This is a genomic window from Caenispirillum salinarum, assembly GCF_044803115.1.
GTDB lineage: Bacteria > Pseudomonadota > Alphaproteobacteria > Rhodospirillales > Rhodospirillaceae > Caenispirillum > Caenispirillum salinarum_A.
Window position 1 is genome coordinate 1,421,995 of record NZ_CP085224.1, and the last position, 12,865, is coordinate 1,434,859.

Genomic DNA, 12,865 nt, shown 5'->3' on the forward strand with positions numbered 1-12,865 from the left:
TTCGGACCGCCTCGGGAGAGGCAAAGCCCGCTCCGCCGTCGACCCGCACGCCCGCGGCGGCTGATTGAGAAAGGTTGATCGAACCCGTGGTTGCGACACGCGCTGACACCCCCATCGCCGGCGCCCCGCCCGGCGGCGCGGCGGCGCGGCGCGGTGGCGAAGCGGTCCGGACCTGCGGCGGCACCAAGCCGGGGCCGCAGGACGGGCCGCACAACGGCATCTACGCGGCCATCGATCTGGGAACCAACAACTGTCGCATGCTCGTCGCCCGGCCCAGCGCCGAAGGCTTTCGCGTCATCGACAGTTTTTCCCGGATCACCCGCCTTGGCGAGGGGCTGGCCGGATCCGGCAAGCTTTCGCGCTTGGCCATGGACCGCACCATCGACGCGCTCGGACTGTGCGCGGAGAAGATGCGCCGGCGCGGCGTCACCGCCGCCCGCACCGTCGCCACCGAGGCCTGCCGCAGGGCCGCCAACGGCCGCGCCTTCGTGCAGGAGGTGCGGGACCGCACCGGCCTGCGCCTCGAGACCATCACGCCGGCCGAGGAGGCCCGCCTGGCCCTTGGCGGCTGCGCGCCGCTGCTGGACCCGGACATCCCCTATGCCCTGGTGTTCGACATCGGCGGCGGCTCCACCGAGCTTCTCTGGGTGGAGCTGGACCCTGCCGGCGAACTTGCCGTCCAGGGGCTGGCCAGCCTGCCGCTGGGCGTGGTGACCGTCGCCGAGGAATGCGGTGGCGGCGACCTCTGCCAGCGCACATATGATGCCGTGAAGGACCGCATCGTGCACTTGCTGCGGCCTTTCGACCTGCAGCACGCCCTTGCCGACCGCGTCCGCCATGGCGATGTGCAGATGCTGGGCACCTCGGGCACCGTCACCACGCTGGGCGGCGTGCACCTGGGGCTCAAGCGCTATGACCGCTCGCTGGTGGACGGCATCACCATCGACTTCAACGACATCGTGGAGGTCAGCCGTCGGCTGTCCACCATGACCCTGAGGGAACGCGCCCAGCATCCCTGCGTCGGTCGCGAACGCGCCGACCTTGTGCTGTCGGGCTGCGCCATATTGGAAGGCCTGTGCGAGCTGTGGCCGGTGGGGCGCCTGCGCGTCGCCGACCGGGGCCTGCGCGAAGGCATGTTGCTCGACCTCATGCGGGTCGATGCCATGGAGGTTGCTTAAGAGATCATGGCCAAGAAGCCGTCTGCCGCTTCCGGACGCGCCCGGCGCTCCGGCGGCGGGGCCGTCGCCAACACCGGCAACCGTCAGCTGACGGTCAAGGTGAAATCCGCGCGCGGCCGCAAGAACTCGTCCACCCGCTGGCTGCAACGCCAGCTCAACGATCCCTACGTGGCCGAGGCGCGGGCGCGCGGCCTGCGGTCGCGCGCGGCCTTCAAGCTGCTGGAGCTGGACGACCGGTTCCACTTCCTCAAGCCCGGCCAGCGCGTCATCGACCTGGGTGCGGCCCCCGGCGGCTGGACGCAGCTTGCGGTGGATCGCGTCAACGCCGGCAAGCCCGGCGGCGGCGTGGTGGTCGGCCTGGACATCCTGGAATGGGAGACCGTCGCCGGCGCGACCTGCATCACCAAGGATTTCAACGACCCCGACGCGCCCGACGTGCTGAAGGCCGCCCTGGGCGGCCCGGCGGACGTGGTGCTGTCGGACATGGCCGCGCCCACCACCGGCCACCCGCCCACCGATCACCTGCGCATCATGGCCCTTCTGGAACTGGCGTGGGACTTCGCCGAGGACGTGCTGGCGCCCGGCGGCACCTTTGTCTGCAAGGTGTTCCAGGGCGGGACGGAAGGCGAACTGCTCACCCGCATGAAAACCCTGTGCGAGACGGTGCGCCACGCCAAGCCGCCGGCCAGCCGCAAGGAAAGCTCGGAAATGTACGTGATCGCCTCGGGCTTCCGCGGACGTCCGGCGGACCGCGATCGCGATGACGGCAGCGACGACGATACGGAGACCCGCGCGTGAGCACCGAAGGCCAGCAGCCCGCCGAAGCCGCTTCCTCCGGTAAGAAACCCATGAACCAGTGGCTGAAGCTGCTGCTGGAGATCGGTCCGTTGGTGGTGTTCTTCGTCGGCAACAACAAGTACGGCATCATTCCGGCCACCGGCGCCTTCATCGTCGCCACGGTGGTGGCGTTGAGCGCGTCGTGGCTGATCGCGCGCAAGGTGCCGGTGCTGCCGCTGATCTCGGGCATTTTCGTCATCGGGTTCGGCGGTTTGACGGTGCTGCTGGAGGACGACCTGTTCATCAAGCTCAAGCCCACCATCGTCAACGCGCTGTTCGCGGCGGTGCTGTTCGTGTCGCTTGGCTTGAAGCGCAACGTGCTGAAGATCGTCTTCGACGCCGCCTTCCACCTGACGGACGAGGGCTGGCGCAAGCTGACGTGGCGTTGGGCGTGGTTCTTCTGCCTGCTGGCGGTGCTGAACGAAATCGTCTGGCGCAGTTTCGACACCGACACCTGGGTGCAGTTCAAGGTGTTCGGCATCATGCCGCTGACCATCATCTTCAGTCTGACGCTGGTGCCGCTGCTGACCAAGTACCACCCGGAGAACGAGGCGAAGGCCGGGTGAGACGGCAGGCAAGGTGCGGGGATGGCCACGAACGACACCAAGAGACCGGGAGAACGTGGATCAGCGTTCCCGGTCTTTCTTTTTGAACCACCAAGTCACCAAGGCACCAAGACAGCGCGCGACGGCGCGCCATCCTCGCCTTGGTTGGCCGTTGCGCCCGGTTCGCGGGCCAGAGATGGGTAATAATCGAGGGAGCGCGAGGGAGCCCGAGGCTCCCTCGCATTCCATCCCGGCATAGCCGGAAAGTCTTGGTGTCTTGGTGTTTCCAAACCACTACCCCGTCAGACACGCCCGCGCCACCGCCTCCACGTGCCGGTGATCGGTCCCGCAGCAGCCGCCGACGACGGCCAGCGCCGGCAGCAGGGCGTGGAGGTCCTTGTAGCGGGCGCCCAGGTCCTCCGGGTCGCCGTCGTCGAGGGTTTCGCTGGCTTCCAGTTCCGCGTGGCTCATCCGTGACGCATTGGCGCGGATGCCCCGGATGCGGTTTTTCCAGGCGCCTTCCTCGCCCAGCGTCTCGGCGAAGTGCGTCGGGTGGGCGCAGTTGATCATGTAGTAGGCGACGACCCCGGCGGTCTCGGCGTCGACGGCCTCGATGGCGTCGCGCAGGGCTTCGCCTGAGGGCAGGCGGCCGTCGGTCTCCACGGTGAATGACAGGGCGCAGGGGATGCCGGCGGCGGTGGCGGCATGGGCGATGCCGGCTGCCTCGGCGACGTAGGAAAGGGTCATGGCCGAGACCATGTCGGCTCCGGCGCTCGCGAAGGCCTCCACCTGGGCGGAATGGTAGGCGGCGGCCTCGGCGCTGGTCATGCGGTCGCCGGGGATGTAGCCGTCGCCGCGCGGCCCGATGCAGCCGCTGACGACGCCCTGGATGCCGGTTTCCGCCGCCAGATCGTCGCGCAGGCGGTGGAGGAACCGGACAGAGTCCGTGTTGATGGCGCGCAGCGCGGCGCGGTCGTATCCGAGGCCCGCGCCCCAGTCGCGGTTGGCCCGCCATGTGGGCGTCTCGAAGATGAAGCCGGCGCCGTGGGTGGCGGCGATGGCGGCGTGGCGGCGGTACCAGCGCTCCAGGGTGGCGCGGCCATCGGGCTTGGTCATCAGCTCGAAGGCGGCGAAGTCGCGCAGGTCGATGCCTTCGTGGAAGACCAGCCAGGTCTCCAGGCCACCGTCGCTGACGAAGGGGCGGCCGGCGAGCTGGGGCAGGGCGGTGATCGGGTTTTGAATGGTCATGACGTCCTCCGGTGTTTGTCTGTTTGTGGTGCCCGAAGGATGGCGCCATATGCCGTCTACGACCATTGGGCGCGCGGTGCACCGCATCCGCTCTGCGGTATGGACGGAAAATCAGTATATTAGGACGGCAGGGTGGCGTTGTGCGGCGCCTCGGCGGCGCCCGGCGCGGGGGAAACTGGACCTGTGGTGCAGTATACGGCACGGAGGACCCCGCCATGGCCGGCAAGGGCGAGACGACGCGCGACCGCATTCTGGAGACCGCCGAGGCGGCGGTGCTCGACAAGGGCTTCGGCGCGACCTCCATCGACGAGCTGATCGCGGCCGTCGGCATCACCAAGAACGGCTTCTTCTATCACTTCCGCGACAAGAACGAACTGGCCCGCGCCCTGCTGCTCCGCTACCTGGAGCGGGAAGAGGCGATCCTCGACGACCTGTTCGACCGCGCGCGGGCGCTGACCGACGATCCGCTGCACGCCTTCCTGGTCGGCCTCAAGCTGTTCGCCGAACTGATGGAGGATCTGCCGGACGGTCATCCCGGTTGCCTCGTCGCCACCTATTGTTATCAGGAGCGCCTGTTCGACGCCGAAGTGCGCGCGTTGAACAGGCGCATCGTCATGGGCTGGCGGGCGCGGTTCCGGGGGCTGCTGGCCGATATCGCGGAACGCTATCCGCCGCGCGAGGCGGTGGACCTGGACGATCTGGCGGACACGGTCTCGGCGGTGGTGGAAGGCGGGCTGGTGCTCGGCCGCGCGCTCGGTGACCACCACATCCTGCCGCGCCAGGTGATGGTGCTGCGAAGCTTCGTGAAGCTGCTGTTCGCCCCGCAAGGTCAGCCCGTCGCCGCGTCCTGAGGCGGCGCGGCCGGGGGCGGCGGGGCGTATTCCGGCCGCCGGGCGAGGCCGGCCTTCAGGTGCTCGATCGCCAGCCGGACCTTGGCCGACAGGTGCCGGCGCTGCGGGTAGGCGGCCCAGACGGCGGTGTGCGGCGGGCGGTGGTTGGGCAGCAGGGAGACGAGCCGGCCGGCGGCGATGTGCTCCGTCACGTAGTAGTCGGGCAACTGGCAGAGGCCGAAGCCGCGCAGGGCGGCGTCCAGAACGGCGCTGCCGCTGTTGCAGCGCCACCGGCCGGCGGGGCGCACCAGCGTTGCCCGCCCGCCGCCGTCGTCGAACAGCCAGGTTTCGGCCGTGCCGACCAGGCAATCGTGGCCGGCGATTTCCGACAGGCTGTGGGGCGTGCCATTGCGCGCCTGGTAGGCGGGCGCGGCGCACAGGTGCATCACGCGGGGCGCCAGGCGTGTCGCGATGATGCCCGAGTCCGTCAGCCGGCCCAGGCGGACGGCGAGGTCCACCTGTTCCTGCACCAGATCGATGGTCGTATTGGTCAACTGGATGTCCAGGTGAAGCGCCGGGTGCTTTTCCAGAAAGGCGTTCATCAGCGGAACGATGAACCGCTCGCCGTAGGAGACGGCGCAGGTCATGCGCAGCACGCCGCGCGGTTCGCCTTCCTCGCGGTCGACCACGGCGCGCAGGGCCTCGTCGCGCTCCTCCACCAGACGCTGGCACCGCTCCAGCAGGACGCGGCCGGCGTCCGTCAGGGCGACGCGGCGGGTGGTGCGGTAGAAAAGGCGCGTCTGGAGCCGGTTCTCCAGCGCCGCCACCTGCCGGCTGACCTGCGACGACGAGACGCGCAGGCGCTCCGCCCCGGCGCGGAAGCTTCCCGCCTCGGCCACCGCAACGAACTCGTCAATGCCGTCCCAGCGGCTCATTCGCGGCCTCCCGCCCCGGATATTGTCCCATATGTGGAACAATATCATGCCGGATCGCAACGCTCGAACCCCTGGCGCAGTGATATTCTCGGGCTCTGACCGTCGAGCCTTGAGGAGTTGCCCCATGCTGAAGTCTCGTGCCGCCGTGGCCTGGGAGGCCGGAAAGCCGCTGGAGATCGAGGACGTCACCGTCGCCGGCCCGAAGGAGGGCGAGGTGCTGGTCCGCATCGTCGCCACGGGCGTCTGCCATACCGACGCCTACACCCTGTCGGGCGCCGACCCGGAGGGCATCTTCCCGGCCATCCTGGGACACGAGGGCGGCGGCGTGGTCGAGGAAGTCGGCCCCGGTGTCACGTCCGTCGCGGTCGGCGATCACGTGATCCCGCTCTACACGCCGGAATGCGGCAAGTGCAAGTTCTGCCTGTCGGGCAAGACCAACCTGTGCCAGGCCATCCGCGCCACCCAGGGCAAGGGCCTGATGCCCGACGGCACGACGCGCTTTTCGGTCAACGGAAAGGACGTGTTCCACTACATGGGCACCTCCACGTTCTCGGAATACACGGTGCTGCCGGAGATCGCGCTGGCGAAGATCAACAAGGAAGCGCCGCTGGAAAAGGTCTGCCTGCTGGGCTGCGGCGTCACCACCGGCATGGGCGCAGTGAAGAACACCGCCAAGGTGGAACCGGGGTCCACCGTCGCCATCTTCGGCCTGGGCGGCATCGGACTGGCGGCCATCATCGGCAGCGTCATGGCGAAGGCCGAGCGCATCATCGGCATCGACATCAACCCCGACAAGTTCGAGATCGCGAGGCAATTGGGCGCGACCGACGTGGTCAATCCCAAGGACCATGACCGTCCCATCCAGGACGTCCTGGTGGAGATGACCGACGGCGGCGTGGACTACAGCTTCGAGTGCATCGGCAACGTCAACGTCATGCGCTCGGCCCTGGAGTGCTGCCACAAGGGCTGGGGCGAGTCGACCATCATCGGCGTCGCCGGCGCCGGCGAGGAAATCCGCACGCGCCCGTTCCAGCTGGTCACCGGCCGGGTCTGGCGCGGGTCGGCCTTCGGCGGCGTCAAGGGCCGCTCGGAACTGCCGGACTACGTGGAGCGCTACATGAAGGGCGAGTACGAGCTGGACACGTTCATCACCCACACCATGGGGCTGGACGACATCAACAAGGCCTTCGACCTGATGCACGAGGGCAAGAGCATCCGCTCCGTCATCCTGTACGACCGCTGAGGAGGACCGGCATGACCGAGGAGCTGTCCATCGTCGCCGAGAACAAGTGTTTCGGCGGCTGGCACAAGCGCTACACCCACCGCTCCACTGCGCTGAACTGCGCCATGACGTTCGCGGTCTTCCTGCCGCCCGGCGCCGCGGAAGGGGCGCCGGTGCCGGCCGTCTACTGGCTGTCCGGCCTGACCTGCACGGACGAGAACTTCATGCAGAAGGCCGGCGCCATGCGTGTTGCGGCTGACCTGGGCCTGGCCCTGGTCGCGCCGGACACCAGCCCGCGGGGCGACGACGTTCCCGATGATCCGGACGGAGCGTGGGACTTCGGCAAAGGGGCCGGCTTCTATGTGGATGCGACGGAAGCGCCGTGGTCGCGGCACTACCGGATGCACGACTACGTGGTCAACGAGTTGCCGGCGCTGGTCGAGCGGCTTTTTCCGGTGACCGGCCGGCGCGCCATCTCGGGTCATTCGATGGGCGGCCACGGGGCGCTGGTCTGCGCGCTGCGCAATCCGGGGCGGTATGTCTCAGTGTCCGCCTTCGCACCCATTGCCAATCCTTCGGCGGTGCCGTGGGGGGAAAAGGCGCTGGGCCACCTGCTCGGCGCCGACCGGACGCGGTGGCGGAAATGGGATGCCAGCGTCCTGCTGACGGAGGCCGGGGAGCACCTGCCGACGCTGATCGACCAGGGCGACCGGGACACGTTCCTGGAGACGCAGCTGCGGCCCGACACCCTGAAGCGCGCGGCCGAGGCGGCGGATTACCCCATGACGCTGCGCATGCAGCCGGGCTACGACCACAGCTACTACTTCATCGCCACCTTCATCGAGGACCACCTGCGCCACCACGCCAAGGCGCTCGGCGCGGTGGGGTGAGGGCTGCACGTCCCCGCGGGCTTCAAGGAAAAGGGCCGCTTCATGAAGAAGCGGCCCCTTCCGATCCGGGATGACCGGTGTCGTTAGTCTTCCAGCGCCGCGACGCCGGGCAGGGTCTTGCCTTCCATCCATTCCAGGAAGGCGCCGCCGGCGGTGGAGACGTAGGAGAACTGGCCTTCCACGCCCGCGTTCGCCAGCGCCGAAACCGTGTCGCCGCCGCCGGCGACGGTCAGCAGGCTGCCGGCCTTGGTCAGCTTCGCGGCTTCCTGGGCGACGGCGTTGGTGGCGGCGTCGAAGGGCTTGATCTCGAACGCGCCCAGCGGGCCGTTCCACACCAGCGTCTTGCAGTCGGCAAGCTTCTTCTTCAGGGCCTCGGCGCTGTCCGGGCCGATGTCCAGGATCATCTTGTCGGCCGGCACGGCGTCGGCCGGAACGGTCTCGTTGGCCGCGCCTTCCTCGAACTTGTCGGCGACCACCACGTCGGTCGGCAGCACGATCTCGCAGCCGGCCTTCTCGGCCTTGTCCATGATCTCGCGCGCGGTGCCGGCCATGTCGGATTCGCACAGGCTCTTGCCGATCTCGACGCCCTTGGCGAACAGGAAGGTGTTGGCCATGCCGCCGCCAATGACGATCATGTCAACCTTCTCCACCAGGTTGCCCAGCACGTCGAGCTTGGTGGAAATCTTGGCGCCGCCGACCAGCGCCGCGGCCGGGCGTTCCGGCTTTTGCAGAGCCTTGGTCAGGGCCTCCAGTTCCGCCTGCATCAGCCGCCCGGCGGCCGACGGCAGCAGGTGGGCGATGGCCTCGGTGGAGGCGTGCGCGCGGTGGGCGGTGGAGAAGGCGTCGTTGACGTAGACGTCCGCCAGGTCCGCCAGGTCGCGGGCGAAGGCGGGATCGTTCTTCTCTTCCTCGGCGTGGAAGCGCAGGTTCTCCAGCAGCGCCACCTCACCGGAAGCCAGGCCGTTCACCACGGTCTCGGCAGCCGGGCCGACGCAGTCGTCGGCGAAGGCGACGGAGGTGCCGAGCGCCTGGCCGAGCGCATCGGCCACGGGCTTGAGGCTCATCTCCGGCACGCGCTTGCCCTTGGGGCGGCCGAAGTGGGACACGACCACCACCTTGGCGCCCTTGGCGGTCAGGTCGCGGATGGTGTCGCAGGAACGGTCGATACGGGTGGTGTCGGTGACCTTGCCGTCCTTCATGGGAACGTTGAGGTCCGAGCGCACCAGCACCCGCTTGCCGGAGACGTCGATGTCGTCGATGGTCTTGAAGTCTGCCATGGAGTGGTCCTCCCTGCGGGAAACGTGGGGGCTGACGGACGACCGCCCCCGCCACGGGGTGCGTGGGCGGGGGCGGCCGGAAACCGTCACGTATGGAAGGGGCGGCCGCCGCTTAGAGCAGCTTGCCCATCACCACGGCGGTGTCGAGCATGCGGTTGGAGAAGCCCCACTCGTTGTCGTACCAGGACATGACGCGGACAAAGTTGTCCTCCAGCACCTTGGTGCCGTCGGCGTCGAAGGTGGAGCTGTTCTGGTTGTGGTTGAAGTCGACCGACACCAGCGGCAGCTCGTTGTAGCCCAGCACGCCCTTCAGCTTGCCGTTGGCGGCTTCCTTCATGGCCTCGTTCACCTGCTCGGCGGTGACGTTGCTCTTCAGCACGACCTTCAGGTCCACCAGCGAGACGTTGGCGGTCGGCACGCGGATGGCCACGCCGTCCAGCTTGCCCTTCAGCTCGGGCAGCACCAGGCCGACGGCCTTGGCGGCACCCGTGGAGGTCGGGATCATGGACACGGCGGCGGCGCGGGCGCGGTGCAGGTCCTTGTGCAGGCTGTCCACCGTGTTCTGGTCACCGGTGTAGGCGTGGATGGTGGTCATGAAACCATGATCCAGGCCGAACTTCTCCTGCAGCACCCAGGCGACCGGGGCCAGGCAGTTGGTGGTGCACGAGGCGTTGGAGACGATCTTGTGGTCGGCCGTCAGGTCCTCGTGGTTGACGCCGTAGACCACCGTCATGTCGGCGCCCTTGGACGGGGCGGAGACCAGCACGCGCTTGGCGCCGGCGTCCAGGTGGACCTTCGCCTTCTCGGCGTCGGTGAAGATGCCGGTGCACTCTGCGACGATGTCGACGTTCAGGTCCTTCCAGGGCAGCTTGGTCGGGTCCTTTTCGGCGATCACCTTGATGGAGGTGCTGCCGATGACCATGCTGTCGCCCTCGACCGAAACCTCGGCCGGCAGGATGCCATGAACGGAGTCGTACTTCAGCAGGTGCGCATTGGCCTCGGCCGAACCCAGGTCGTTGATGGCGACCACCTCGACGTCCGAGCGGCCGGATTCGATGAGGGCCCGCAGCACCAGGCGGCCAATGCGACCGAAACCGTTAATCGCAACGCGAACTGCCATAACTTCCTCCGTCTGAAATGTCCTGTCGGCCCGATACGGCCGGTCGATGTCTCACCGCTCAACGTGCGGCGGGGAAAAACGGGTCCTATCGTTTCTCACAGAAGACCCCGCGAATCCAGCACCATTGAAGGCTAGACCCGCCCGGTCCTTTGCCGGGTGGTCGTAGGTCGCCTATGCCCCGGGGCATAACCTCAGTCATAACAGGGGTTTAAGGCATTGCGCCGGGGCACGGAAGCGGTACTCTGTGCGCATGACAAACGCATGACGGGAGTGGGGAATGTTCAGGACCGCCGAGTTGGGCCGCACGGTCTCCAAAGAGGATTTCGAAGCCGTCGCCGGCCCGCTGCGCATCGAACTGATCGAGTTGCAGCAGAAGCTGCGGTCGGCGGGCTTTCCTGTCATCGTCATCTTCGCGGGGGTGGACGGTGCCGGCAAGTCGGAAACCATCAACCTCCTGAACGAGTGGATGGACCCGCGCTGGATCGTCACGCGCGCCTACGGCCAGCCCAGCGACGAGGAGCGCGAGCGGCCGCACTTCTGGCGCTACTGGCGCGACCTGCCGCCACGCGGGCGCATTGGCCTGTTCCTCAGCCCGTGGTACTCGCAGCCGCTGCTGGAGCGCGCCTACGGCCAGATCGACGACGCCCGCTTCGACGAGCGCCTGTCGCGCATCGCCGCCTTTGAGAAGGAACTGGCCGACGACGGCGCGCTGATCCTGAAATTCTGGATGCACCTGGGCAAGAAGGAGCAGAAAAAGCGCCTCAAGACCCTGGAGAAGGACCCCAACGAGTCCTGGCGCGTCACCGAGCGCGACTGGACGCACTGGGAAATGTACGAGGACTTCATCGAGGCGTCCGAGCGCCTGATCGTTCAGACCAGCGTGGCCCATGCCCCGTGGCAGATCGTGGAAGGCTCGGACAACCGCTATCGGTCTCTGACCGTGCTGACCGCCATCCGTGACGCCGCCCTGCGCCACCTTGAATCGCAGAAGATGCGCAACAAGCTGGTCCATACGCTCGACGCCAAGCAAAGAAAGCAGGAAGAGCAGGTGGAGCAGGCCGCCGTGGAGGCCGGCGCCGATGTGGAACACGCCAGCGGCCGGCAGATTCTGTCGCGCCTGCCGTCGATCCTCACCGCGCTCGACATGGACAAGAGCCTCTCCAAGAAGGAATACAGCGCGCGCCTGCAAAAAGGCCGGGCGCGGCTGAACGGCCTGTACCGGGCGGCCAAGGCCAAGGGAATCAGTTCCATCCTGGTGTTCGAGGGCTGGGACGCCGGCGGCAAGGGGGGTGCCATCCGCCGCCTGACCGCCGCCATGGACGCCCGCGACTACCAGGTGATCCCGGTCGCCGCGCCGACGGACGAGGAGCGCGACCACCACTACCTGTGGCGCTTCTGGCGCCACCTGTCCCGCGCCGGCCGCGCCACCATCTATGACCGAAGCTGGTACGGCCGCGTCCTGGTGGAGCGTGTGGAAGGCTTCGCCACGCAGGAGGAATGGAAGCGGGCGTATTCGGAAATCCGCGACTTCGAGGAACAACTGGTCGAGCACGGGTCGGTGCTGGTGAAGTACTGGTTCCACGTCACCCCCGAGGAACAGCTCGCCCGCTTCAAGAAGCGCGAGGAAACGCCCTACAAGCGCTGGAAGCTGACGGACGAGGACTGGCGCAACCGCGAGAAGTGGGGTGACTACGAGGCGGCGGTCAACGAGATGGTGGAGCGCACCTCGACCCATGCATGCCCGTGGACGCTGGTGGAAGGCGACGACAAGCGCTTCGCCCGCGTCAAGGCGCTGGAAACCTATTGCGAGGCGCTGGAGCGGCGGCTGGACGGCGAGAAGTAGAAGTTTCTTCGTTCAGACGCCACAAAGGCTCACGCGCCTGCCCGACGCGGGGTCGCACTGTGTGCTCCGCACACGCCTTCGGCTCCGCGCCCCTGTGTCGCGCATTTCGCTCTCTACAGGATCAGTCCGGTGCCTTTTCCAGCCCCGGATGCACGTCGGGCTGGCAGCGTGAGATGGCGAAGATGAAGCACCAGTCGAAGCCCGCGTCGACGCCGCGTTCCTTCAGCCATTCGTCCTGCATCTTGTAGGCCTGCCACTCCGGCTCGTACATGCAGGTCCAGGTGCGCCGCGTCCACTGGATGTGGTGGATCAGCTCGTGCAGCAGCGACGAAACGTGCATGGGATCGTCGGCCGACCACGGCCGCACAAGGAGGATGCGCCGGGCCTCCATGTCGTAGGCGGCGCGCAGCTTTTCATCCACCAGAACGACGCGGCCCTCGTAGTCGATGGACGTGCCGGGGCTGCACAGGCTGATGGCGGGCAGGTTTTCCAGGGCGTCGGAGACGTTATAGCCCGAGTTCTCGCCGATCCAGGTGATCAGGTCGGTCACCAGCTCCGGCGAGGGAAAGGCACTGGCGAGGCTTCCGGGAACGACGTGGCGGGGCGCGGTGGGGCAGTCGAGTGGCGGCGCATCCTGGGCGACGGCCGGCGCCGCCGCCACGGCACCAAGGACGAGGGCCGCCAGGAACCGCGTTGCCACCATGCCATTCTCCCGCCGCCGATGAGCCTCGGCCAGATGGTAACGCACTCGGCGGGCGGCCTGTTACGGCTCCAAGCGAAACGGGTTCCAGGGGGCTGCGGCGTCCTGCTTTCGCAGGGGCGACGTGGCTTTTAACTGCCTGTTTCCAGATCGGAAATCGCTCGTCATTCCCGCGAAAGCAGGAATCTATCCGGCGCCGACCGCCCTCGCGCGCTCGTCTCCGACGAGGTCTACCGATTT

Annotated in this window: 12 protein-coding genes; 7 read left to right on the forward strand and 5 right to left on the reverse strand. The window is 67.7% G+C overall.

Annotated features, from left to right (window positions below; genetic code table 11):
- The first annotated feature begins 86 nt into the window (after window positions 1-86).
- The 3 genes from LG334_RS06440 to LG334_RS06450 are packed head-to-tail and all read left to right on the forward strand — an operon-like array spanning window position 87 to window position 2,581.
- Complete coding sequence (locus LG334_RS06440; RefSeq protein WP_404384406.1) at window positions 87-1,178, forward strand: Ppx/GppA phosphatase family protein; 1,092 nt, start codon at window positions 87-89, stop codon at window positions 1,176-1,178.
- Window positions 1,179-1,184: 6 nt separating this feature from the next.
- Window positions 1,185-1,976, forward strand: a complete 792-nt coding sequence (locus LG334_RS06445; protein WP_404384408.1) for an RlmE family RNA methyltransferase — start codon at window positions 1,185-1,187, stop codon at window positions 1,974-1,976.
- Window positions 1,977-2,026: 50 nt separating this feature from the next.
- Window positions 2,027-2,581 carry a septation protein A gene (locus LG334_RS06450; RefSeq protein WP_404386315.1) on the forward strand — a complete coding sequence of 185 codons (555 nt, stop codon included), beginning with the start codon at window positions 2,027-2,029 and terminating at the stop codon, window positions 2,579-2,581.
- 273 nt (window positions 2,582-2,854) lie between these two features.
- Here the strand turns inward: LG334_RS06450 and LG334_RS06455 are convergent, their stop codons facing one another.
- Complete coding sequence (locus LG334_RS06455) at window positions 2,855-3,808, reverse strand: homocysteine S-methyltransferase family protein (RefSeq protein ID WP_404384410.1); 954 nt, start codon at window positions 3,806-3,808, stop codon at window positions 2,855-2,857.
- Between the two features lie 215 nt (window positions 3,809-4,023).
- On the opposite strand from LG334_RS06455, the gene LG334_RS06460 reads away from it, so the two are divergent.
- Window positions 4,024-4,659 carry a TetR/AcrR family transcriptional regulator gene (locus LG334_RS06460; RefSeq protein WP_404384412.1) on the forward strand — a complete coding sequence of 212 codons (636 nt, stop codon included), beginning with the start codon at window positions 4,024-4,026 and terminating at the stop codon, window positions 4,657-4,659.
- Here the strand turns inward: LG334_RS06460 and LG334_RS06465 are convergent.
- Window positions 4,638-5,573 carry a LysR substrate-binding domain-containing protein gene (locus LG334_RS06465; protein ID WP_404384414.1) on the reverse strand — a complete coding sequence of 312 codons (936 nt, stop codon included), beginning with the start codon at window positions 5,571-5,573 and terminating at the stop codon, window positions 4,638-4,640. The two genes, LG334_RS06460 and LG334_RS06465, sit on opposite strands and share 22 nt — an antisense overlap.
- A gap of 124 nt (window positions 5,574-5,697) precedes the next feature.
- Here LG334_RS06465 and LG334_RS06470 point away from each other — a divergent pair, with 124 nt between their 5' ends.
- Window positions 5,698-6,816 (forward strand): S-(hydroxymethyl)glutathione dehydrogenase/class III alcohol dehydrogenase, encoded by a 1,119-nt coding sequence (locus LG334_RS06470; protein ID WP_404384416.1) that lies wholly within the window; start codon window positions 5,698-5,700, stop codon window positions 6,814-6,816.
- Between the two features lie 11 nt (window positions 6,817-6,827).
- The gene (gene fghA, locus LG334_RS06475; protein ID WP_404384418.1) at window positions 6,828-7,685 is read left to right on the forward strand and encodes an S-formylglutathione hydrolase; all 858 of its coding nucleotides are present in this window, start codon (window positions 6,828-6,830) and stop codon (window positions 7,683-7,685) included.
- Between the two features lie 83 nt (window positions 7,686-7,768).
- On the opposite strand, the gene LG334_RS06480 is transcribed toward fghA, so the two are convergent.
- A complete protein-coding gene (locus LG334_RS06480; protein WP_404384420.1) occupies window positions 7,769-8,962 on the reverse strand; it encodes a phosphoglycerate kinase in 1,194 nt (397 codons plus the stop codon).
- A gap of 112 nt (window positions 8,963-9,074) precedes the next feature.
- Entirely contained in the window at window positions 9,075-10,082 is a 1,008-nt protein-coding gene (gap, locus tag LG334_RS06485; protein WP_404384422.1) for a type I glyceraldehyde-3-phosphate dehydrogenase, read from the reverse strand.
- A 277-nt stretch (window positions 10,083-10,359) separates the two neighbouring features.
- On the opposite strand from gap, the gene pap reads away from it, so the two are divergent.
- Window positions 10,360-11,925, forward strand: coding sequence for a polyphosphate:AMP phosphotransferase (gene pap, locus LG334_RS06490; protein ID WP_404384424.1), 1,566 nt, complete (start codon window positions 10,360-10,362; stop codon window positions 11,923-11,925).
- 121 nt (window positions 11,926-12,046) lie between these two features.
- On the opposite strand, the gene LG334_RS06495 is transcribed toward pap, so the two are convergent.
- Entirely contained in the window at window positions 12,047-12,628 is a 582-nt protein-coding gene (locus tag LG334_RS06495) for a DUF6647 family protein (protein WP_404384426.1), read from the reverse strand.
- Window positions 12,629-12,865: the final 237 nt, after the last annotated feature.